Raw genomic sequence first — 21,175 nt, forward strand, 5'->3', positions numbered from 1 at the left:
CTTCTGTTGCGTGAAGATAGTGTCAAGGTAGGTTCCGCGTAGCCGCTGTTAAATCCGTATTCAGCGTTGAAGGGACATCGATGTCGGAGGTGCTTCTCGACGGTGCCGCACTGACCGCCGAGCAAGTGCGCAGCGTGGCGCGGGACGGCGCCCGGGTGCTGGTGCACGAGGACGGCCTGACCCGGGCGAGTGCGGCCCACGAGGCGATCCGGGCGCTCACCGCCGCCCGGCCGGTCTACGGCCGGACGACGGGTGTCGGTGCGAACCGGCTCGTCGCGGTCGAGTACGAGAGTTCGGCCGGACCCGTCGTGCTGGGCCCGGAGGGCAGCGTGGTCCCCGGCGACGCTCCGCCGGAGCCGCCGGTGCGTCACGACCCCCACGGCCTGCGTCTGCTGCGCAGCCACGCGGGCGGCGCCGGTCCGCTGCTGGATCCGGTGAGCGTGCGGGCGATGCTCACCGTGCGGGTGAACCAGCTGGCCGCCGGCGGTTCCGGCGTCGCGCCGAACCTGCTCACGGCCCTCGCCGAGGCGCTCAACCGCAACCTGACCCCGCCGGTGCACGCGTTCGGCGGCATTGGCACCGGTGACCTCCCGGCGCTCGCCGTCACCGCGCTCTGCCTGCTGGGCGAGGTGCCGTGGCGCGGCGGCGGAATGGACCCGGTGCCGTTCGATCCGGCGGACGCGCTGTCGTTCATCAGCTCCAACGCGGGCTCCCTGGGGGAGGCCGCGCTCGCCTGCGCCGACCTGTCCGAGCTGCTGCGCGCCAGCACCGTCATCACGGCGCTGGCGTTCCTGGCCTGCGACGGCAACAGCGAGGCGTACGAGGCCGTGGTCCACCTGGCCCGGCCGCACCCCGGTCAGCAGACCGTCGCGGCCCGGCTGCGTGACCTGCTCGCCGGCCAGTCGGTGAAGGCGGCGCGGATCCAGGACCCGTACAGCTACCGCGCGGTGCCGCAGGTGCACGGTCCCGCGCTCGACGCGGTCGTCGCGCTGGAACGGACGATGAGCATCGAGCTCAACGCCGCGTCGGAGAACCCGCTGGTCGACTCCGTCGGTAGCCGGGTGCTGCACAACGCGAACTTCCACACCGCGTACCTGGGCCTGGCCCTCGACGCGATGCGCAACGCGCTCTACCAGACCGCGGCGCTGTCGGTCGCCCGGCTGAGCCTCCTGCTGGAACCCGCGTTCACCGGGCTCGCCCCGTTCCTCGCGGCGGGGCCGCCCGGGTCGTCGGGACTGATGATCCTGGAGTACGTGGCGCACTCCGCGCTCGGTGCGCTGCGCCTCAACGCGACGCCGACGTCGCTGGCCACGGCCGTCGTCAGCCGGGGGGTCGAGGAGCACGCGCCGTTCTCCTCGCAGGCCGCCCGGAACTCGCTCGACGCGGTGGGCAGCTACCGGATCGTGCTCGCCGCGGAACTCGTCGCGGCCGTCCGGGCCCTGCGGATGCGCGGTACGCCGCCGGTCGACGGTCCGCTGGCCGACGCCTACGCGTACGCGGCGGAGCGGCTGCCGGCGCGGCTCGACGACCGCCCGCTCGACCAGGACGTCGAGGACGCGGCGGGCCTGCTGCCCGCACTGGCGGGCTTCGAGGGCTGAGAAGTGGGTGTTCCGGGCCGTACGAGGGGTCGCGACGCCGGGGGCACGGGCCCGACCGGAGCGAGCGCGTGCGGATGCTCGCGCATCCACGCGCTGTCTTTCGCTTCCGTCCACGGGCCCCATCCTCTGTCGCTCGGCGCACGGCGCGCATCTTTTGACGTCGAATCGTGACCCACTCAACCCATCAACACGCAGGGGAATGAACCTACCGGTCGGTGAAGAACCCGGCTCGCTCGGCCATGCCCTCGTACGCCTCGAGCCGTGCCTGCGTCCGGGCGGGCTCGGCGTCGGCCATGGCCTGGAGAACCACCGCGGCGAGGGCCACCGGACCCGCGTACGAGTCGAAGACGAGGCGGGTGCCGACGCCCGCGGACAGCAGCACGTCGACCTCGTCGGCGAACGGAGCGATCGGTGCATCGGTGATCACCGCACTCCGAAAACCGAGCTCACGCGCGAAGCGCAGCGCCGCGATCGTCTCCTCCGCGTAGCGGGGGAGCGCGAACGCGAACACCCAGGTGCCGCCGGCCTCCCGCGACTGCAGCAACGCGTCGTGCACCGCGCTGCCACCCGAGGTCGTCACCCGCACGTCCGGGTGGATGCGCTTCGCCGCGTAGCCGAAGTAGTCGGCGAGCGGCGCCGAGATCCGGGCGCCGAGCACGGTCAGCGGCGTGGAAGCGGCGAGGTCGCGGCCCAGCGCGACCACCCGGGACGGGTCGACCAGGCTCTGCCGCAGCCCCTCCAGGTTGCGGATCTCCGCGTCGACAGCCGCCTGTAGTTCGTTGCGCCGCACCGTGTCGGGATCGGGCCGGTCGGCCACCGCGCTCATCGCGATCGGCCGCAGCGCCTTCTGCAGGTCGGGATAGCCGTTGAACCCGAGCGCGACAGCGAACCGCGTCACCGACGGCTGGCTGACGCCGACCCGGCTCGCCAGATCGACGCTGGAGAGGAACGCGGCCTCGGCGAGATTGTCGAGCAGGTGCTGCGCGATCCGCCGCTGCGTGGGGGAGAGACGGTGGGGCTCGAACAGCGCGAGCAGCCGCTCAGTCGGAGTTCGTCCCACGGGAAGACCTTAAGCTGCCGTCGATTCGCGCACCCAAAGGCGGGGGGATCGGACGAATCGGCGATGCTCGACCCGCCCCTCGACGGCCAGGCTCGCCGCCTGCCGCACGATTCCTTCCAGATCCCAGTCGACGGTGGTCAGCGCGGGGCTGAGCAGCGCGGACATCGGGTGCGAGTCGTAGCCCATCACCGACACGTCGCCCGGGATGTCGAGCCCGAGCTGCCGCGCCGCCGCGTAGACGCCGTAGGCGATGGAGTCGGCGAAGCAGAACACGGCGCTGGGTCGTTCTTCCTCGGAGAGCACTGCGGTCGCGCAGGCGGTGGCACCGGCCAGAGCGTGCGGTGACGTCACCAGCCGCACGTCGAGCCCGAGCCGCGCGGCCTCGACCCCGACGTGCACCTCGGCGGGCCGGTCGGGAGTGCTCGGGCGGTTGGGTGTCAGCACGGCGATGCGTCGGTGGCCGAGCCCGGCCAGGTGCTCCAGCGCGACGGTGACGCCCGTGCGGTTGTCGAAAAGCACTTCCCCGCCGTCGACGCCACGCAGCGGGTCGCCGATCGAGACGATCGGCAGCGAGGTGGCCAGCGCGGCCCAGTCCGGCGCCGACGGATCGATCGGCTGCACGACCAGCGCGTCCACCCGCTGGTCACGGAGCTGGCGGGCGAGGATCGCCTCGCGCGCCGGGTCGCCGGCAGCGTCCAGGATGAGCGCGTACCGGTCCTGGCCGAGCAGCTCACGGCCCATCGCGACCGCCAGCGACTGCTGCCAGAGGTCCTCCAGCGAACCGCAGAGCAGGCCCACCGTGCCGGTGCGGCCGCTGGCCAGCGCCCGGGCGATCGGGTCGGCCTCGTAACCGAGCTCCGCGGCGGCCTCACGCACCCGCCGCTGGGTCTCCTCGGAGGTCTGCAGGCCGCGCAACGCGTAGGAGACCGCGGCGGTGGACAGCCCGGTCGCCTCGGCCACGTGTCGGATCGTGGCTCGTTTCCGTTGTTGCGGCACGGTTTCCAGGGTAGTGACGCGGGACTTACGGCGTGGCGTGTCGGGCGTTGCTCCTTTCCGCGGCTTTTCTGAAGATATGACCGAACCAGAGAAGACCCCGCGCATCGTCCGCGTGATCACGCCCGACGACCTGCACGCGTCCGAGACCGCGCACGCCCGCAGCGCGAGCCCGGCCGAACTGCTGGCCGGACGGGTTAGTGACGGTGGCTCCGAACAGCTCGAAGTCGTCGTCGAGTACTGCGAGGGACCGACCGGGACGCGAGAGTTCACCGTCGACATCGGCGCGGGCGCACCGCTCACGATTCCGGCCGAGCCTCCGGTGGAGGAGTTCCTGCTCGGGCGGGGCGTCGCCTGGAAGTAACGACTCCACCGGCTCTTGACGAGGAGTGGAGTTAACCGGTTAACTTCCTCCTAGTTAAGCGGTTAACCCTTTAAGTCGGTAGGAATACCATCCACGCATGCGCATCGACGTTCACCAGCATCTGTGGCCCCCGTCGCTGATCGACGCCCTCCGGGCACGCGTCGAGCCGCCCCGGCTCGACGGCTGGACGCTGCACACCGGAAGCGCCCCGCCGTTCGAAGTCGATCCCGCTGATCACGACGTCGACGCCCGGATCGCGCTGATCGAGGCGGACGGCCTGGACCGCGCGCTGATCTCGCTGTCCAGCCCGCTCGGCATCGAGTGGCTGCCCGACGCGGAGGCCCTGCTGGACGCGTACCACGCCGGGGTGGCGGCGCTGCCGGACCGCTTCGGCGCCTGGGCCGCCGCCGGCCTCGTCTCGATCGACCCGGCCGCGCTGGAGAAGGCGCTGGACGCCGGGTGCATCGGGCTGCAGCTGCCGGCGAACGCACTGCTGGACCCCGCCGGGTACGCGCACTGTGCCCCCCTGCTCGAGGTGCTCGAACGCCGGGGCGCGCCGCTGCTCGTCCACCCCGGCCCGCACCCCGCGCCGCCCGCCGGTGCGCCCGCGTGGTGGCCCGCGCTGAGCCCGTACATCCACCAGATGCACGACGCCTGGCACGCGCTCGTCGCGTTCGGCCGGGCCGCGCACCCGACGCTGCGGATCTGCTTCGCGCTGCTCGCCGGCCTGGGTCCGCTGCACGGCGAGCGCCTCGTGGCCCGCGGGGGCCCGACTCGGCGCCAAATCGACCGGAACGCGTTCGTGGACACCTCGTCCTACGGGCCGCGCGCCGTCGACGCGATCGTCCGCGTGCTGGGCGTCGACCTCGTCGTTCTCGGTTCCGACCGGCCGTACGCGACGGTGCCGGACTTCGGCTTCGGGGACGCGTTCGACCACGCAATGGCCGTTTCCAATCCCGCCCGACTCATCCACGGAGAGGTAGGTACACAGTGACCCTGCCGGCACGCGACCTGACGAAGCGCGAGCTGAAGGAACTGGTCGACGACTTGGCCCGCCGGCCCGAGCGATGGCGCGAGCACGTCGCGTTCTCCGACGCCGAGCGGCACTACGTCTCGCTCTACCGCGACGATCACGTCGACGTGTGGCTGCTCTGCTGGACCCCGCAGAACGACACGGGCTGGCACGACCACGACATCTCGTCCGGTGCGGTGGCCGTCGTGCAGGGGGCGGTGCACGAGAACAACCCGCGGATTGGCGGTCAGCACGTCGACGTCGTCGTCCGCGAAGGCGAGTCGTTCTGCTTCGGGCCCGACCACATCCACCGGATGACCGGCGCGGACGCCGAGAGCGTCTCGATCCACGCGTACTCGCCGCCGCTGTGGCGCCTGGGCACGTACCTGATCACCGACGACGGCGTCATGCGTCGCACGTCGGTGAGTTACGCCGACGAACTCCGCCCGACCGGTTAGTTGTCGGGGTCGGCTGGTAAGTCTTCTCCCGGAGAAGGGAGTCGAAGATGTCGGCGTTAGCGACCGTGCTGGTCGGCCTGGCCGTGGTGGTGGTGATCGCGGTCGGTATCGGCCTCGGTACCCATTTCCGGCACCGGCGCTGGGGTGCGATGACCGGTGGTCACGCGCACAACGACTACCGGCACTCCCGGCCGCTGCTGGCCGCGCTCGACCAGGGCTTCACGAGCGTTGAGGTCGACATCTGGCCGCACCAGGACGAGCACGGCGTCCCGCGGCTGCTCGTCGGGCACGACGCGGAGGACCTCGAGTACTGGCGCACGCTCCGCGGCCTGTACCTCGACCCGCTCGCGCGGCGCGTGGCCGAGCACGGCGGTGTGCTGCCCGGCTACGACCGGCCGTTCCAGCTGCTCGTCGAGATCAAGAACGACCCCGAGTGGTGCTGGGAGCTGCTCGCGGCCGAGCTCGACAACTACAAAGACATACTGACGAAATTCGAGGGCGACGAGATCCACGCCGGCGCGGTCACCGTGGTCATCACCGGTAAGCCGCCGAAGAAGGAGCTCGCCGCCGCACCCGTGCGGTACGCGGCGTGCGACGGCTCGCTCTCGTCGGTGGGGAGCGACTCGCCGGCGTCGCTGGTGCCGCTGTGCAGTGAGAAGTGGGACTGGAAGTTCACGTGGGACGGCCACGGCCAGATGCCGGACGCCGAGCGGCAGCTGCTGCACGAGTGGGTCGCCAAGGCACACGCGGAGGGCCGCACCGTCCGGTTCTGGGGCGTCCCCGCCCACTCGCGCCGCCAGCGCAACGCGTTCTGGCGAGAGATGCGAGACGCCAAGGTCGACTACCTCGGCACCGACGACCTCTCCGCCCTACGCGCATTCCTCGCTCCGGGGGCGGCCCGCTGAGAACGACGCTGCCGAGCGGGCGCGAGGTCTTGAGTATCAGTTATACGAGGCGACCTCGCGCCCGATCGGCAGCGTCGCCCTCAGCGGGCTCCAGGTTCAGACAGACGGCGGCTTTGCCGCCTCGATCGTGGCGCCCAGGGCGGTGGCCTGATCGAGGGCGGCGTTGAAGAGGGCTTCGCTGTGGGGGATCTGGGGGGCCAGGTCGGGGATGCGGGAGGCGAGCGTCAGCTCGGTCGAGATCACGGTGACGACCATGCCCAGCGCGTTACCGAGAATGATCTGCAGCACCGGCGTCAGGTGATCCCAGTCCTCGGTCGGCGACCCCTCGGCGTACGAGCCCCCGGCACTGGTCACCACCACGGCCTGGCGCCCGGCCAACGGCTGGCTCGGCGTGGCGTCGAGCGTCGTCGTGACGCCCGGCACGTGCACGTAGTCCACCCACGTCTTCAACGTCGACGCCAGCGAGTAGTTGTACATCGGCGCACCGACCAGCAGCACGTCCGCGGCGAGCAGCTCGTCGAGGATCGTCTGCTGCAGCGCTTCGTCCTCGGCGGGCGCGGTCTCCCCCTCCGCCCGCAACCGAGGTGCCCAGTGCAGCACCGGCGTCGACAACCGGGGGAGCGGATCGGTGTGCAGGTCGCGGTAGGTGACCGTGTGATCGTCTCCGCGATCGGCCCAGGCCTTCGCGAAAGCGGCGGTGATCGCGCGCGAACGCGAGCCGGTGAGGTCGGCGGACGAGTCGAGATGCAGCAGGTGAGGCATCTCCCGGTTATAGCCCGCCCGGATCGGGCCCCGACCGCCCGGGCGGCTTTCTCGGTTCCGCCACGCGAGGGGCGTCCCCGTCTAGTTCGATCTTCTCGCGGCGGACCTGGCCCTCGACGGTCTGCTGTTCGGTGACCCGGTCGGTGGCGAGGTGGACGCGTTCGGTCGGCACGGTTTCGGTGCGGACCACGACCCGCTCGGAGTGCAGCGTCATCGGCCCCGGGTCGTCGGCCGGGTCGTCGGCCGGGGTGTCGTCGGGTTCGTCGCCGGTGACGGGTTCGTACTCGACGCGGAACTCCTCGCGGGTCACCGGAACGGTGACCTGCACCTCCTCGGTCACCGTGTACTTCCGCAGCCGGGCCCGCGCCACGGGCTGCTCCTCGGTGTGCACGTTCAGCTGTTCCTCCGAACGCGTCATCGCGTCGTCCCCTCCGGGGTGGACGCCGTAGAAGGTGTAGAGGGCCTGTTCCTGGCCGAGGGAGAGGCCGCCGTTGCGACCCGCCGGCTCGACAGTGGGCGCGCCCTTCACCCGATCGCGGTCGAGCGGCAGCACGACGACGTCGTCGCGCGCGGTCGCGCCGGCCAGCGGCACCACGCTGGGTGACCGGCTCAGCGGGCCGGTGTTGATGGCGACGAACGTCGGGTCCGCCGACTGGGCGTCCAGATAGACCCAGTCGATCCGACCGATCCGACTCCCGTGGCGATCGACCACCTCACGATCGAGAAGGTCATCCGCATTCCACCTGCCTGTCATCTGCTGACCCTTTCGCCGATCACTTCAGGTCACTTCTCTACTGCGGAAGGTCGACCCTGGGTAGCCGCCGTCAACGTCCGAGAAACCGACGATCTTCGCACCGCTTCCGTGCGTCGATTCATCCGAAAGAATTTTCGAGCTTGTTGGTGCCCCCTTTCGGTACGCGAACGGGAGCCCGTTTCCCCGGCCTGATCTGGGCTATCCCGTCGCTGCGGAGCCCTCGCACCACCCTGGGTAACGTCCTCTATGGACTGCATTCATCTATATTCAACCGTTTAGCGCTCCTGCGGAAGCGGCATCTCTGCGGCACACCGCCGTTGCAAAACAACCCCAACCGGTGCTTGCGAGAGGAGCAACTCATGTTGACCCAGGAGCAGATTCCGTCCCTGATCCAGGCGACCGCCTACGACCCGTCCGGTGACAAGATCGGATCGGTCAAGCAGGTGTACCTGGACGACCGCACCGACAGCCCCCAGTTCGCCACCGTCCACACCGGCCTGTTCGGGCTCAAGGAGTCGTTCGTGCCCCTGGAGGGCGCCGAGCTCCGCGGTGACCGTGTCGTCGTCGGCGTGGACAAAGCCCAGGTGAAGGACGCGCCGAGCATCGACCCGGACGGCAGCGACGGCTCGCTGACGCCGACGCAGGTAGCCGAGCTGTACCGGCACTACCAGCTGCCCAACCAGGCCAGCGGCACCCGGGACACATACGCGGCCGACGTCGACCGCGACCGTGGCACCGCCGTCGGCGAGACCTACGAGGGTCGGAGCGGGCAGCACTACGAGTCCGACGGCGGGAACGTGCGCCACACCGGCCGCGAGACGCGCGAGACGCGCGAGACCCGCGACTCCCGTGGCTCCCGTGACGACAACGCGATGACGCGGTCCGAGGAGCGCCTCAACGTCGGTACCTCCACGGAGGAGGCCGGCCGGGCGCGGCTGCGCAAGTACGTCGTCACCGAGAACGAGAAGCACACCGTGCCGGTCAGCCACGAGCGCGTGCGGGTCGAGCGGGAGCCGATCACCGACGCCAACCGCGGCGAGGCGTTCTCCGGCCCGGCGATCTCCGAGGCCGAGCACGAGGTCACGCTGCACGCCGAGAAGCCGGTCGTCGAGAAGGAGGCCGTTCCGGTGGAGCGGGTCCGTCTCGGTACCGAGACCGTGACCGAGGAGAAGACCGTCGGTGGCCAGGTGCGCAAGGAGCGCATCGAGACCGACGAGCGCTGACCCGGTCCATCACGTCGAAGCGGTTGCGTGCGGCGAAGCCTTCGGGCTCCCGGGCGCAACCGCTTCGCGCGCTTCGGCGCCGGCCGTGAGAGCGTCGCCCAGGGCTGTGCGGCGGTAGAGGACCGAGCGGCCGGAGCGGGCGCGGTCGACCAGGCCGGCGCGGCGCAGGACGGCGAGGTGGTCACCAACGGCGCCGACGGCCAGGCTCAGCGCGTGGGCGAGCTGGGTGGTGCTCGCCGGTTCGTCGAGCGCGGTGAGCAGCCGCGCGCGGGACTGCCCGAGCAGCTCGCCGAGCGCGCCCGGCGCGGTGGGCGTCGTCTGCCAGAGCGCCGCGGTGCCCCGCGCGGGGTAGACGAGCGCCCGTGGCCAGGGATCGTCGGTGTGCACGGCCACCGCCGGCCAGACGAAAACCGACGGAATCAGCAGCAGGCCGTTGCCGTCGGCGCCGATGACCTCGTCGGGGCCGGGGCGGCGAAGTTGCAGCGCGCCCTCGTGCCACCGCACGTGCTTGTGCAGGTCCTCGAACGCCGCTGCCCAGCCTGCGCGTCCGAGCAGGCCGGCGCGGTGCACGACGTCCCGCTCGCAGATCGCGCGCAGCCGCAGCCATTCGGCCGCCAGGAGTTCGCGCCAGGCGCGGTCGAGCGTCGTCGTGAGCCGCTCGCGGACGTCGTCGGAGTGCAGGACGTCGAGCACGGCAGGGTCGTCGGTCGGGCGTTGGCGGAGGCAGTGGGCGATGTCCCTGCGGGCCTCGTCGAGGGGCACCGCGCGCAGGGCCGCCAGTTCGTCGTCCCACGACTGGGCCAGTGACGTGGGCGGCGGCACGAGGAAACCGGCGCCGCCGCGCGGCCACTGCAGGGCCTGTACGGCGGCGAGGTCGGTCTCGGCGAGCAGCCGGCGGTAGGCGGGGCGGCTCCGTGCGGCCAGCCCGGACGGGAGGCGGCGTCGCGAGAGTCCGGAGAGGACGCGGAGCAGGCCGTTCAGCTCGAACAGGGGTGACAGGGCGAACCGGCTGCGCAGGAGGTCGTCGGCGGTGAGTTCGATCCGCAGCACGGTTATGACGTTACGCCTGTCGACGTAACAATTGGCTGGGGTGCGGTGCGCTCGAAGACTGCTTTCGTGACGTCGACCGAAGATCGTGCGACCTATGCGCAGGTGTTGGCCCAGCCGGTGTTCCGGACGGTGTTCGTCACGCGGACGCTCGGCATCGTCGCCGACACCCTGCGCATCGTGGCGCTCTCGACGCTGGTGTTCGCGGCGACCGGGTCGCCGTTGCTGGCCGCTGTCGCGTTCGGGATCGGGTTCGTGCCGCAGGCCGTCGGGGCGGTAGGGCTCGGGGCGTTGGCGGATCGGGTGCGGCCCCGGACGTTGATCGTGGGCGGGTACGTGATCGAGGCGTGCGCGGGGCTCGCGATCGCGGTGGGGCGCCCGCCGGTGGTCGTGATTCTGTTGATCGTCGGCGGGGTCGCGCTGTTCACGCCGGTGTTCACCGGAGCGGGGAACCGCCTGATCGCCGATGTTCTCACCGGTGACGCGTACGTGCTCAGCCGCTCGCTGGCGGTGGTCGCGTCCTCCATCGCCCAGCTCTTCGGCTTGGCGGTGGGCGCCGCCGCAGTAGCAACCCTCAGCCCCACCGGCGCCCTCTACACCACAGCCGCCGCCCACGCTGTGGCCGCGACCTGGGCGGCGATAGGTCTTCCCCGCGCCGCGGGTGGGGGGAGTGGCGCACGGGGGACCGGGATTCGGGAGAGTTGGCTCGGAACTCGGGTGCTGTCGGGGGATCGGCGGGTGCGGGTGCTGCTGCTCGCGCACTGGGTGCCCCCGGCCGTGACCACGGGCGCGGAAGCGCTGCTGATCCCCTACGCCGAGCGGGCCCACTTCCCGGCCGGAGCAGGCGGACTGCTGCTGGCGTGCAGCCCGATCGGGATGATGGTCGGCAATCTCGCGGTGGGGCGGTTGCTCGCTCCGGCGGCCCGGGAGCGGTTCGTCGTCCCGCTCATGGTGCTGTCAGGCCTCCCACTCGTGGCGTTCGCGGCGAATCCGTCGGTACCGGTCGCCGCGGCGCTCCTCCTCGTCACCGGCGCCGGCTACGCCTACGCACTGGGCCTGCAACGCCGGTTCCTCGACGCGGTCGAAGAACCACGTCGAGGACAGGCGTTCGGACTGCTCCACGCCGGCATGATGACCTGCCAGGGCCTCGGCCCGGCCGCACTGGGTCTACTGACCGAAACCCTCCCGGTCAGCACCACGATCACCGCAGCCGGCGTGCTCTCGATCCTCATCGCGGCAGCGTTCGCGGCACCCCTGCGCCGACTCAGCTGAAGTGCCAGCCGAGAACGTTCCACTGCCAACAGAACCACACCAGCGACGCCAGCCCGGCGAGCAACACCACCTGGTGCACCCGCGCCATAATCCCCGCCCCACGCCAACCGGCCACCGCGGTGCCGAGAGCAACCGCCGCCATGCCGGTCACGACGATCGGCACCACGAGCAGCACCCGGAACGACGTCGGCGCGGAGTACAGGAACTCGCTGGTGCTCCCGAACAGCGCGGCGGCCAGCCCGACCAGGAACCCCAACCCCAGCACCGCGGCCCCGGCCGCCAACCCGCGCGACACCCGCCACGACCGGCTCGCACCGAGCTCCCGGCGACGAACCCGCCGCCACAGCCCGACGATCGGCACCGCCAGCGCACTCAACGCCACGACCGCGAACACCGCGAGCACGCCCAGGTTGAACGGCAGACCCCACCACCAACTCAGCCGCTCGAACGTCGGACCGTCGGTCGCCACGTACCGGGTTCCGTCCCCGCCCCGAATGGCGACCAGACGATCGTCACCCGCCACATAGGAACCGTCGCCCTGGGGCGTCCAAATCTGGCCTTTGAAGCGGAGGGACCCGGAGTCGGTCACCGTCAAGCGCGCCGGACCGAGCAGCGTGAGCAGTTTTTCGACGCCGGTGACGTTGCGCCGCGTGGGTGCGTAGAAGCCGGCCTCCGGTACGACAGGTTTCTGCGAGCCGGAGACGGTGGGGGCGGAGCCGGGCGCGAACCGGTCGAGGAAACCGTCGACGACGTCGCCCAACGCCTCGAACCCCTCCGTCGAGTTCACCGAGACGAACACGCCGAGCTTGCAGTCGGGAACCAGCAGCAGCCCGCTGCCGAAGCCTTCCCAGCTGCCGTCGTGCATCAGGACATGGTGTCCGTTCATCGTGCGGTTGATGAACCCGTGCGCGTAGCCGGTGAGTCGGGGGTCGGCCGCGAACGAGCGGGTGTGCATCAGCGCCGTCGTCTCCGGCCGGAGGATGCCCGCCCCCTCGTTGAGGTGTGCGATCGCGAACTTCGCCATGTCCGACGCCGTCGCGCTGATCGACCCGTCGGGCGTCAGCGGGTCGAACGTGAACGGTATCGTCTCGCCGTTGTCGCGGTAGCTCGTGGCGAGGTCGCCGGTGCCGGGCGGTACCGGCTCGGTGGCGGTCGTGTGGATCATGTGCAGCGGGTCCAGGATGTGCCGCTGGACGTACTTGTCGTACGGCTCGCCGCTGACCTGCGTGACGATGTAGCCGGCCAGCGCGGCGCCGTAGTTCGAGTACGCGGACACCACCCCCGGCGGACGGATCCGCGCCGGCATGTTCTCGGCCAGGTACTTCCCGAGCGGGACGACCTCGTCGGCGGTGCGGGCGCCGGTGCCGATGATGCGGTCCTCGAACCCGGCGGTGTGTGCCAGCAACATCTGCAGCGTGATCGGCTGCGGGTAGGTGCGGGGGATCGAAAAGTCCTTGAGGTACGTGTCGACGTCGGCGTTCAGGTCGAGCCGGCCGGCCTCCACCTGCTGCATCACCGCCGTCGCGGTGAAAAGCTTCGTGATCGACGCGATGCGCACGAGCGTGCGATCGGGGTCCATCGGTACGTTCTTCGCGACGTCGGCCCGGCCGAACCCGTGGGTGTACACGGTCTTGTCACCGGAGACGACGGACACGACCATGCCGGGGAGCGTGTCGCCCATGCGCTGGGGAACTGCGCGGTGGAAGTAGTCGGCCGCCGCGGTCGGGGGCTCACAGGTGGGCGGCGCGGCCTGCGCCGGAGATGCGGCGACCACCGCGCTACCGACGAGCACGCACACTGCGGCGGCACGGCCCCCCATACCGAGCGCGCTTCGCGTTGCGGTGGTCGGCGGGTTGCCGGCGCGGATGGTTGTCAGATTTTCTGCGCCATAGCGTGGATTGGCTGACAACCATTGGCGCAGAGAACGTGACAACCATCGCCGCCTTGCTGTGACGGGCGGGGTCGGGCTCATGGGGTGCTCCTTCGAGCGATACGGGGAAGGACGCACCGAGCGTCGCGGTGGAGGGTGCCCCGGAACATCGCCGTGCGGTCGGCGGCTGTCTCCGACCAAAGTCGGAGATCATCGTCGACTCCGGGGGCAGGAGAACCCGGGTACGGCGCGCCTACGCTGCGATCCATGAGATCGGTACAGCGGTGGCTCGGCGTCGACGCGGCGCTCGTCGTCGGCTGTCTGTTCCTCACCGTTCTGGCGGTCAAGACGCCCTGGTCGGCGCTACCGCTGGTGGTGATCGCGGTCGGCGGCACGCTGGCGAGCGTCGCCCAGTGGTGGCGGCGACGGTGGCCGCACCTGGCGGCGGTGGCCGGTGCGCTCGGGTGGGTGCTGTCGGGCAACCCCGGCCCGTGGCTGGTCGGGCTCTACGCGAGTGGCGCCTACGCGCCGCGTCGCCACGCGTGGTGGCTCGTGGCGGTGAGCTGGGCCGGCGCGATGGGCTGGAACTGGCTCGACGGTGGCTACTGGTCGTGGTGGGACGCCACGTACCTGGCCGTCGCCGCGGCGGTGACGCTCGGGCTCGGTCACTACGTGGCCACCCGCCGAGCCCTGCAGGAGGCGTGGCGCGAACGAGCCGAACGCGCCGACGCCGAGCGCGTGCTCCGCGACGAGCAGGCGCGGACTGCGGAGCGCGCCCGGATCGCCCGGGAGATGCACGACGTGCTGGCGCACAAGGTGTCGTTGATCGCATTGCACGCCGGAGCGCTGGAGCTCACCGCGGACGGTGGCGCGGACCGTGTGCGCGAGGGCGCCGGGGTGATCCGGGTGACCGCGCGGGAGGCGTTGGCCGAGCTCCGGACGGTGCTCGGGATCCTCGAGGCCGACGCGCAGCCGTACACCGACCTGGCGTCGGTGGTGGCGGACGCGCGATCGGCCGGGCAGCGCGTGACGCTGGAGGACACGGCGGGGGAGTTGCCGGCGTCGTCGGCGCGGGTCGTCCAGCGGGTCGTGCAGGAAGGCCTCACGAACGCGCGCAAACACGCCCCGGACGCGCCGGTGACAGTGACGATCGCCCGGTCCGCGGACACCGTATCCGTGCAGGTCACCAACCCCCTGACCGGAACCGCCCTCGATCTGCCGGGCTCCGGCGCGGGCCTGATCGGCCTAGCCGAACGCCTACGCCTGGTAGGTGGCACCCTCGACTCCGGCCCCACCCCGAACGGCTGGCAACTCCACGCCGCGGTCCCGTACCTCACCGCCGAGCCCGCAACGGACGCGGGGGAGTCGGTGGAGGTGGAGGCGCGGTGATTTCGGTGTTGCTGGTGGACGACGAGGCGTTGGTGCGGGCGGGGCTGCGGCTCATCCTGGAGACCGCGGACGACCTCTCCGTGGTCGGCGACGCAGAGGACGGCCGGGCCGCGATCGAGGCCGTCACACGCCACCGCCCGGACGTCGTCCTGATGGACGTGCGGATGCCGCACCTGGACGGCGTGGCCGCCACCGCGGCCCTCCGCGCCGAGCCCCACCCACCCGCGGTGATAGTCCTGACCACCTTCAACACCGACGACGACGTCTTCCGCGCACTCGCCGCCGGCGCGACCGGCTTCCTGCTCAAGGACACCCCACCCACCGAACTCCTCCGCGCGGTACGCCTCGCGGCCGCCGGCGACGCGATGCTCTCCCCGAGCGTCACCCGCCAGGTGATCACCCGCTTCACCGGCGACGACGGGTCCCGCCGCCGCGAGGCACTGGCCAAACTCGACACCCTCACCGGCCGCGAACGCGAGGTGCTCGTGCAGATCGGGCAGGGTGCCGCCAACGCCGACATCGCCGCGCGACTCCACATGAGCGAAGCCACTGTGAAGAGCCACGTCACGCACCTCTTCGAGAAGCTCGCGGCCACAAACCGCGTGCAGCTCGCGATCGCCGCGTTCCGTGCCGGTTTGGTCGATTGATGAACCCGCAATAACGGCCTTTGCGATGATTCAGGCATGGTGACCGTCGACGTGTTACGGCCGATCTTCCGGTCCGCCTGGGGACCGGACACGTGCTACCCGAACGCCAGCGAGCAGTGGAGACCGGACAATCCGGCGCGCGCCCAGTGCGGTATGACCGCGCTGGTCGTGCAGGACCTGCTCGGTGGTGACCTGATTCTCGGCGAGGTGCACGTCGATGGTGTGAAGACCGGCAACCACTACTGGAACCGGTTGCCCGACGGCACCGAAGTGGACTTCACCGGCGAGCAGTTCCATCCCGAGGAGATCGTCGTCAACGGCCAGGTGTTGCACCGGCCGTCCGATGCGCCGCGTCGGTTCCGTGAGCAGTACGAACTGCTCCGGCAACGCGTGTTCGACGCCTTGGATCGCCCGCCCGGCGTCGCCCGGCGCGTCTTCTAAGCCTCCTTCGCGAGCTCTTCGCGGTCGGTCAGCGAGGCGAACTTTACCGGTACAGCCTTTACCGGTATAGCTCCGCCCTGCTATACCGGTAAAGCGCACTCGCTATACCGGTATAGCAACGGCTTACCCGAGTTCGACCCGAGGAGCGATCATGGAGCCCATCGCAGCTTTCTACATCGGCCAGGCCGCTGACCAGCAGCGGATGTCAGCCGGCCGCCTGGACGGCCCGGTTCAGCCCCCGCGCCGCCCGTCCCTCTGGCGCCGCGCCACCCGAGCGCTCGCCGCAGCCCGAGCCGCCCGCCGCGCAGCAGCCACCCGCCCGGCCTCCGCCAACACTGCCGCAGCCGCCCGCCCGGCGTCTGCGGGCAGCCCCGCCTCCGCCGGTCGCTCGGCTGCCGGGCGTCCGGCTTCCGCCGGTCGCGCCGCGTCGGCGCGGGGGGCGGCGGCCAAGGGGGCGCAGTCCGGTTGCGCCACCGCCTGACCGGCGGGGCAGAAGTGATGGCGCGCACCCCGAACGGCCACGGATCCGCCGCCACGGCGGTCCCTGACGGTGGATCCGTGGTCCTGTCTCCCGCTCTCACCGGCTACGGTTGGTCAGCGGAAGGCGGTGGCGGCGTGGCGCGGGTGACCTTGCAGACGATCGCTGATCAGGTCGGGGTCAGCCGAATGACCGTCTCGAACGCGTTCTCCCGCCCGAACCAGCTGTCGCCGACGTTGCGCGAACGCATCCTGGCCGCGGCGCAGGAACTCGGTTACGTCGGCCCCGACCCGGCAGCGCGCGCCCTCGCCAAGGGCACCACCGGCGCGGTGGGGTTCCTGCTCACCGAGTCGCTCGGCTTCGCGTTCAACGACCAGGTCTCCGCCCAGCTCCTCGGCGCGATCGCCGAGGAACTGAAGCCCACGGGCCTGGCGTTGACCCTGCTCAGCGCCATCGGCACCGACGACATCGTCCCGGCTCGCGACGTCGCGATGGACGGTGTTCTGGTCTACTCCTGCGATCCGGAGACCCCCGCCGTCGACTGGCTGCAGCGCCGACGCCTGCCGATGGTCTTCATCGACCAGGATCCGGTCGACGAGATCCCGAGCATCAACGTCGCCGACCGCGCCGGAGCCCGGGCGTCCGCCCAGCACCTGATCGACCTGGGGCACCGCCGGATCGGGTTCGCGATGTCCGGTCTGCGCGGCCCGCACGGCTACATCGAGGACATCGCCCAGGTCGCGGACCAACGGGTGTCCGGGTACGCGTCCCGGGAGCGCCTCGAAGGCTGGCTGGAGGCCATCACCGCGGCCGGGCTGGCGCAGCCGCAGGTCGTCCGGCAGCTCGACGACTCGGTCGAGCACAGCCGGGAGGCGGCGCGGCTGCTGCTCGACCGGGAGGACCGGCCGACCGCGGTGCTGTGTTTCTCCGACGCGGTCGCGTTCGGAGTGATCCGCACCGCGAACGACCTGGGGCTGCGGGTGCCCGAGGACCTGTCGGTGATCGGGTTCGACGACCACCCGCTGGCCGGGACGTTCCGCCCGGCGCTGACGACCGTGCGGCAGGACATCCGCGCCAAGGGGCAGGCGGCCGCGGAGGCGCTCGCCGCGGTGCTGGGCCGTTCGTCCGCCCCGGCGGGCCCGGCGCCCCACGTGGTGCTCCCGACCGAACTGGTCCTCCGCGACAGCACCGCCCCACCGGCGTCAGGCGCCTGCTAGCAGCGCGTCCATCTGGCCGAACGAGCCCTGGATCCCCTCGGCCATCCCCATGGCCAGCACCCGCTCGAGCTCTTCGGCGGTGTCGTAGCGGAACACGATCGTCATCCGCGTCCCGGCCGGCACCTCGTCGAAGTCCACGCGCGTCGACGAGGTCGGCAGCGACGCCGTCGGGTTGCCGTCCTGGTCGGCGAACCCGTCCTCGAACTCCAGCGACCGCGGTTCGTCCAGCGCCGTCAACCGCCAGAACCCGTTCGAGCGCGAACCATCGGGTCCGGTCATGTGGTACCTCGCCTCACCACCGACCGTGAACTCGTACTCCCGGAACGTCGCCGGGTAGGTCGGCGGCCCCCACCAGCGCTCGAGCAGGCGCGGGTCGGCCCAGAGCCGCCACACGTCCTTCGGCGGCGCCGAAAACTCCGCCACGAGCGTCAGCGTGCCGGTCGCAGGGTCGGGCGTAGTGCTGATGACGGTCAAGATTCGTCCTTCCGGTCCAGTAGCTCGCTCATCCGATCGACGCGTCCGCGCCAGATCTCCTCGTACTGACGGAGCAGTTCGCGGGCGCGCCGGATCGTGTCGATGTCACCGCGCACCAGTTGCTCCCTTCCGCTTCGTCTCTTCGTGACCAGTCCGGCGCGCTCGAGCACCGCGACGTGCTTCTGCACGGCCGCGAAGCTCATGTCGTACCCCCGGGCTAGCGTCGAGACCGACGCCTCCTGGGTCAGGACGCGGGTGACGATGTCACGCCGGGTCGTGTCCGCGAGCGCCGCGAAGATCCAGTCGACATCCGTCTGATCTACAACCACGTGGTTGTACGTTAGTCTCGTCGAGAGCAGCTGGCAAGGAGCACGCGTGAAGGAACTGCTGGATGCGACCGCCACCCTCGCGGCGAGCTATCTCGAACAGGCCGGGACGCGGCCGGTGGCCCGCTCGGCGTCGCTGGCGGAGATGGTCGAGGCGATCGGCGCCGAACTGCCCGACGAGGGCGTCGATCCGACGACGGTGATCGAGGACCTGGCGCGCGGCGTCGACCCGGGGCTCGTCGTGACGAACGGGGGCCGCTTCTTCGGATTCGTCGAGGGCGGTGTCCTTCCGGCCGCGCTCGCCGCCGACTGGCTGACGTCCACCTGGGACCAGAACCCCGGCTTCTACGCGCTGTCCCCGGCCGCCGCGGCCGCCGAAGAGATCTGCCGCCGCTGGCTCTGCGACCTGTTCCACCTGGGAAGCGCCTGGTCCGCGGGCTTCACCACGGGCGCCCAGCTGGCGAACTTCGCCGGCCTCGCCGCTGCCCGCCACCACGTGCTCGCGAACGCCGGCTGGGATCTCGAGCAGCGCGGCCTGTTCGGTGCACCCCCGATCACCGTCGTCGTCGGCCAGGAACGCCACGCGACGGTCGACCGCGCCCTGCGTTTCCTCGGCATCGGCCGGGACCAGCTCGCGATCGTCGACGTCGACGACCAGGGCCGGATGCGCGCGGACGCACTGCCCGCCATCGACGGCCCGACGATCGTCTGCACGCAGGCGGGCAACGTGAACACCGGCGCGATCGACCCGGTCGGGGAGATCGCCGATCGCGCGCACCACGCAGGCGCCTGGGTGCACGTCGACGGCGCGTTCGGCCTCTGGGCCGCCGCGTCGCCGGAACTGCGGCATCTCACCGACGGCGTCGAGCGCGCCGACTCGATCGCCACCGACGGTCACAAGTGGCTCAACGTCCCCTACGACTGCGGTGTCATCCTCTGCGCCCACCCGGAGGCGCACCGCGCCGCGCTGCGCCTGTCCGCCGACTACCTCGTGCGCAACGGCGAGCGGCAGGGTTCCGACTGGACCCCCGAAAGCTCCCGCCGCGCTCGCGCCTTCGCGGTCTACGCCGCGCTGCGCAGCCTCGGGCGCCGTGGCGTCGCCGAGATGATCGAACGGTCCTGCGCGCAGGCGCGGCGCATCGCCGAGCGGCTCGCCGGCGACTTCGAGGTGCTGAACGACGTCACGCTCAACCAGGTGCTGATCCGCGTCGGCAACGACGACGACCGCACCCGCCGCACCGCCGCGGCGATCCAGCACGGCGGCGAGACCTGGCTCGGCACCACGGTGTGGCAGGGCCGCACCGCGCTCCGGATCAGTGTCTCCGACCACGCCATCGACGACGCCGGGATCGATACGTTGGTCCGGGCACTGACGACCGCTGCGGAGGCATGAGTGCGCATCGTCGTACTGGACGACTACCAGAACGTGGCCCGGACCTTCGGTCCGTTCGATCGGCTCGGCGCCGAGGTCACCGTCCGCTCAGAACATGTGGGCGACGTCGATCAGCTGATCACCGCACTCCGGGGCGTCGACGTCGTCGTGGCGATGCGGGAGCGCACACCGTTCGGAGCGGCCCAGTTCTCGCGGTTGCCCGACCTGAAGCTGCTCGTCACCACCGGCATGGTGAACGCGTCGATCGACCTGGAGGCCGCAGCGGCGCACGGCGTCACGGTGTGCGGCACCGAGGGTGCCCCCGGGCCCTCGAAGGCCACGGCCGAGCTGACCTGGGCGTTGATTCTGGCAGTGCTCCGGCACGTGCCGGAGGAGAACCGCGCGCTGCGAGCGGGTCAGTGGCAGACGACGGTGGGCACCGGCGTCGCCGGGTCGACGCTCGGCCTGGCCGGGCTGGGCAGGCTGGGTTCGCAGGTCGCCCGGGTCGGTCGCGCGTTCGACATGGACGTGATCGCGTGGAGCGAGAACCTCACCGCCGCGCGGGCGTCGGAGGTGGGGGTGCGGGCCGTCTCCAAGGAGGAGCTGCTCACGAACGCCGACGTGCTGAGCGTCCACCTGCGGCTCAGTGACCGCACCGCCGGATTGTTCGGGGCCGCCGAACTGGCGCTGATGAAGCCCACCGCGGTGCTGATCAACACCTCGCGCGGGCCGATCGTCGACGAGAAGGCGCTGGTCGCGGCGCTCCACGCCGGTGCGCTCGGCGGGGCGGGGCTCGACGTCTACGACACCGAGCCGCTCCCACCGCACCACCCGCTTCTCGCCGCGCCCCGTACCGTCCTGCTGCCGCACCTCGGGTACGTGACGGCGCAGACGTACGCGCACTGGTATCCGCAGCTGGTCGAGAACATCGAGGCGTGGAGCGCCGGAACCCCGATCCGGGTGATGTCCTAGACCATCAGTGGGGCGAACTGGCGCAGCGCCATCGACTGCTCATCGGTGATCGGCAGCAGCTCACTTCTCCTGCCGGGGTAGACCTCGGCCGCCGCCCACTGCCCTTGCAGGAGGCTCGCGGCCGTCCCCGTGCCGACACCGCGTGCCATTTGCTGGGCGGTCACCTGCTCGGCGTCGAACAGGAAGATGTTGGTGATACACCACGGGCGGGTCGTTCCGCGGGAACCGAACGCGGCCGAGATCGGGCCGGTGAATACGAGGTAATAGTCGAGCAGTTCCGGTGCAATGAGGTCGAGCAGGCCCTCCTGCTTGAGGTACCACTTCACGTTGACTCGCTTGCCGCGGAGCGGGCCCTCGGTGAAACGGCCGTCGTACCCCCGGTTCGCCGCGTTCTTCTCGAGCTCGATCGGGAAGAGTTGGGACGCGATCCACTCGCCCAGGTGGCCCGCCGTCATCGGGCGGTCGGTGACTTCAGCGATCTGGGCGTCGATCAGATTGCGCTCGTGCAGCAAACGGGCGATGTGGGTGAGGGACATCGGAC

At 71.1% G+C, this 21,175-nt stretch carries 23 protein-coding genes; 14 read left to right on the forward strand and 9 right to left on the reverse strand.

Annotated features, from left to right (window positions below; all coding sequences use genetic code 11):
- Positions 1 to 80 precede the first annotated feature (80 nt).
- Positions 81 to 1,598, forward strand: coding sequence for an aromatic amino acid ammonia-lyase (locus ACGFY5_RS28740; protein ID WP_392724587.1), 1,518 nt, complete (start codon positions 81 to 83; stop codon positions 1,596 to 1,598).
- 205 nt (positions 1,599 to 1,803) lie between these two features.
- On the opposite strand, the gene ACGFY5_RS28745 is transcribed toward ACGFY5_RS28740, so the two are convergent.
- Positions 1,804 to 2,658, reverse strand: a complete 855-nt coding sequence (locus ACGFY5_RS28745) for a MurR/RpiR family transcriptional regulator (RefSeq protein WP_392724588.1) — start codon at positions 2,656 to 2,658, stop codon at positions 1,804 to 1,806.
- 9 nt (positions 2,659 to 2,667) lie between these two features.
- Positions 2,668 to 3,618: a LacI family DNA-binding transcriptional regulator gene (locus tag ACGFY5_RS28750; RefSeq protein WP_392724590.1), complete on the reverse strand. Its 951-nt coding sequence runs from the start codon at positions 3,616 to 3,618 to the stop codon at positions 2,668 to 2,670.
- A gap of 112 nt (positions 3,619 to 3,730) precedes the next feature.
- On the opposite strand from ACGFY5_RS28750, the gene ACGFY5_RS28755 reads away from it, so the two are divergent.
- From ACGFY5_RS28755 to ACGFY5_RS28770, 4 genes are all read left to right on the forward strand, one after another.
- Positions 3,731 to 4,015: a hypothetical protein gene (locus ACGFY5_RS28755; RefSeq protein ID WP_392724591.1), complete on the forward strand. Its 285-nt coding sequence runs from the start codon at positions 3,731 to 3,733 to the stop codon at positions 4,013 to 4,015.
- A 97-nt stretch (positions 4,016 to 4,112) separates the two neighbouring features.
- Complete coding sequence (locus ACGFY5_RS28760; RefSeq protein WP_392724593.1) at positions 4,113 to 5,009, forward strand: amidohydrolase family protein; 897 nt, start codon at positions 4,113 to 4,115, stop codon at positions 5,007 to 5,009.
- The gene (locus ACGFY5_RS28765) at positions 5,006 to 5,485 is read left to right on the forward strand and encodes a cysteine dioxygenase (protein WP_392724595.1); all 480 of its coding nucleotides are present in this window, start codon (positions 5,006 to 5,008) and stop codon (positions 5,483 to 5,485) included. The genes ACGFY5_RS28760 and ACGFY5_RS28765 overlap by 4 nt, the downstream gene beginning before the upstream one ends.
- Before the next feature lie 47 nt (positions 5,486 to 5,532).
- Complete coding sequence (locus ACGFY5_RS28770) at positions 5,533 to 6,390, forward strand: hypothetical protein (protein ID WP_392724596.1); 858 nt, start codon at positions 5,533 to 5,535, stop codon at positions 6,388 to 6,390.
- Between the two features lie 96 nt (positions 6,391 to 6,486).
- Here the strand turns inward: ACGFY5_RS28770 and ACGFY5_RS28775 are convergent, their stop codons facing one another.
- Entirely contained in the window at positions 6,487 to 7,152 is a 666-nt protein-coding gene (locus ACGFY5_RS28775) for an FMN-dependent NADH-azoreductase (RefSeq protein ID WP_392724598.1), read from the reverse strand.
- 7 nt (positions 7,153 to 7,159) lie between these two features.
- Positions 7,160 to 7,906 carry a YsnF/AvaK domain-containing protein gene (locus ACGFY5_RS28780; RefSeq protein WP_392724599.1) on the reverse strand — a complete coding sequence of 249 codons (747 nt, stop codon included), beginning with the start codon at positions 7,904 to 7,906 and terminating at the stop codon, positions 7,160 to 7,162.
- A 359-nt stretch (positions 7,907 to 8,265) separates the two neighbouring features.
- On the opposite strand from ACGFY5_RS28780, the gene ACGFY5_RS28785 reads away from it, so the two are divergent.
- The gene (locus tag ACGFY5_RS28785; RefSeq protein WP_392724601.1) at positions 8,266 to 9,129 is read left to right on the forward strand and encodes a DUF2382 domain-containing protein; all 864 of its coding nucleotides are present in this window, start codon (positions 8,266 to 8,268) and stop codon (positions 9,127 to 9,129) included.
- A gap of 9 nt (positions 9,130 to 9,138) precedes the next feature.
- On the opposite strand, the gene ACGFY5_RS28790 is transcribed toward ACGFY5_RS28785, so the two are convergent.
- A complete protein-coding gene (locus ACGFY5_RS28790) occupies positions 9,139 to 10,179 on the reverse strand; it encodes a DUF5937 family protein (protein ID WP_392724603.1) in 1,041 nt (346 codons plus the stop codon).
- Positions 10,180 to 10,245: 66 nt separating this feature from the next.
- Between ACGFY5_RS28790 and ACGFY5_RS28795 the strand changes: the two genes are divergently transcribed.
- Positions 10,246 to 11,448 carry an MFS transporter gene (locus tag ACGFY5_RS28795; RefSeq protein WP_392724604.1) on the forward strand — a complete coding sequence of 401 codons (1,203 nt, stop codon included), beginning with the start codon at positions 10,246 to 10,248 and terminating at the stop codon, positions 11,446 to 11,448.
- Here ACGFY5_RS28795 and ACGFY5_RS28800 read toward each other — a convergent pair.
- Entirely contained in the window at positions 11,441 to 13,267 is a 1,827-nt protein-coding gene (locus ACGFY5_RS28800) for a serine hydrolase (RefSeq protein WP_392724606.1), read from the reverse strand. The two genes, ACGFY5_RS28795 and ACGFY5_RS28800, sit on opposite strands and share 8 nt — an antisense overlap.
- 318 nt (positions 13,268 to 13,585) lie before the next feature.
- On the opposite strand from ACGFY5_RS28800, the gene ACGFY5_RS28805 reads away from it, so the two are divergent.
- The 5 genes from ACGFY5_RS28805 to ACGFY5_RS28825 all read left to right on the forward strand — a co-directional run bounded on the left by ACGFY5_RS28805 (position 13,586) and on the right by ACGFY5_RS28825 (position 17,490).
- Positions 13,586 to 14,707, forward strand: a complete 1,122-nt coding sequence (locus ACGFY5_RS28805) for a sensor histidine kinase (RefSeq protein WP_392724608.1) — start codon at positions 13,586 to 13,588, stop codon at positions 14,705 to 14,707.
- The gene (locus tag ACGFY5_RS28810; RefSeq protein WP_392724610.1) at positions 14,704 to 15,354 is read left to right on the forward strand and encodes a response regulator; all 651 of its coding nucleotides are present in this window, start codon (positions 14,704 to 14,706) and stop codon (positions 15,352 to 15,354) included. The genes ACGFY5_RS28805 and ACGFY5_RS28810 overlap by 4 nt, the downstream gene beginning before the upstream one ends.
- 36 nt (positions 15,355 to 15,390) lie before the next feature.
- The gene (locus ACGFY5_RS28815) at positions 15,391 to 15,795 is read left to right on the forward strand and encodes a hypothetical protein (RefSeq protein ID WP_392724612.1); all 405 of its coding nucleotides are present in this window, start codon (positions 15,391 to 15,393) and stop codon (positions 15,793 to 15,795) included.
- A 151-nt stretch (positions 15,796 to 15,946) separates the two neighbouring features.
- On the forward strand, positions 15,947 to 16,276 hold the full coding sequence (locus ACGFY5_RS28820; RefSeq protein ID WP_392724613.1) for a hypothetical protein: 330 nt from the start codon (positions 15,947 to 15,949) through the stop codon (positions 16,274 to 16,276).
- Between the two features lie 77 nt (positions 16,277 to 16,353).
- Complete coding sequence (locus ACGFY5_RS28825; RefSeq protein ID WP_392724615.1) at positions 16,354 to 17,490, forward strand: LacI family DNA-binding transcriptional regulator; 1,137 nt, start codon at positions 16,354 to 16,356, stop codon at positions 17,488 to 17,490.
- Here the strand turns inward: ACGFY5_RS28825 and ACGFY5_RS28830 are convergent.
- Both ACGFY5_RS28830 and ACGFY5_RS28835 read right to left on the reverse strand, forming a co-directional pair.
- Positions 17,476 to 17,964 carry an SRPBCC domain-containing protein gene (locus ACGFY5_RS28830; RefSeq protein WP_392724617.1) on the reverse strand — a complete coding sequence of 163 codons (489 nt, stop codon included), beginning with the start codon at positions 17,962 to 17,964 and terminating at the stop codon, positions 17,476 to 17,478. The genes ACGFY5_RS28825 and ACGFY5_RS28830 overlap by 15 nt on opposite strands.
- Entirely contained in the window at positions 17,961 to 18,293 is a 333-nt protein-coding gene (locus tag ACGFY5_RS28835) for an ArsR/SmtB family transcription factor (protein WP_392724619.1), read from the reverse strand. Before ACGFY5_RS28835 ends, ACGFY5_RS28830 begins: the two co-directional genes overlap by 4 nt.
- Positions 18,294 to 18,339: 46 nt before the next feature.
- Here ACGFY5_RS28835 and ACGFY5_RS28840 point away from each other — a divergent pair, with 46 nt between their 5' ends.
- Both ACGFY5_RS28840 and ACGFY5_RS28845 read left to right on the forward strand, forming a co-directional pair.
- Entirely contained in the window at positions 18,340 to 19,683 is a 1,344-nt protein-coding gene (locus ACGFY5_RS28840) for a pyridoxal phosphate-dependent decarboxylase family protein (protein WP_392724621.1), read from the forward strand.
- Complete coding sequence (locus ACGFY5_RS28845; RefSeq protein WP_392724623.1) at positions 19,684 to 20,634, forward strand: D-2-hydroxyacid dehydrogenase family protein; 951 nt, start codon at positions 19,684 to 19,686, stop codon at positions 20,632 to 20,634.
- Here ACGFY5_RS28845 and ACGFY5_RS28850 read toward each other — a convergent pair.
- Complete coding sequence (locus ACGFY5_RS28850; protein WP_392724625.1) at positions 20,631 to 21,170, reverse strand: hypothetical protein; 540 nt, start codon at positions 21,168 to 21,170, stop codon at positions 20,631 to 20,633. The genes ACGFY5_RS28845 and ACGFY5_RS28850 overlap by 4 nt on opposite strands.
- Positions 21,171 to 21,175: the final 5 nt, after the last annotated feature.

The organism is Cryptosporangium sp. NPDC048952 (assembly GCF_043197895.1).
Lineage (GTDB): Bacteria > Actinomycetota > Actinomycetes > Mycobacteriales > Cryptosporangiaceae > Cryptosporangium.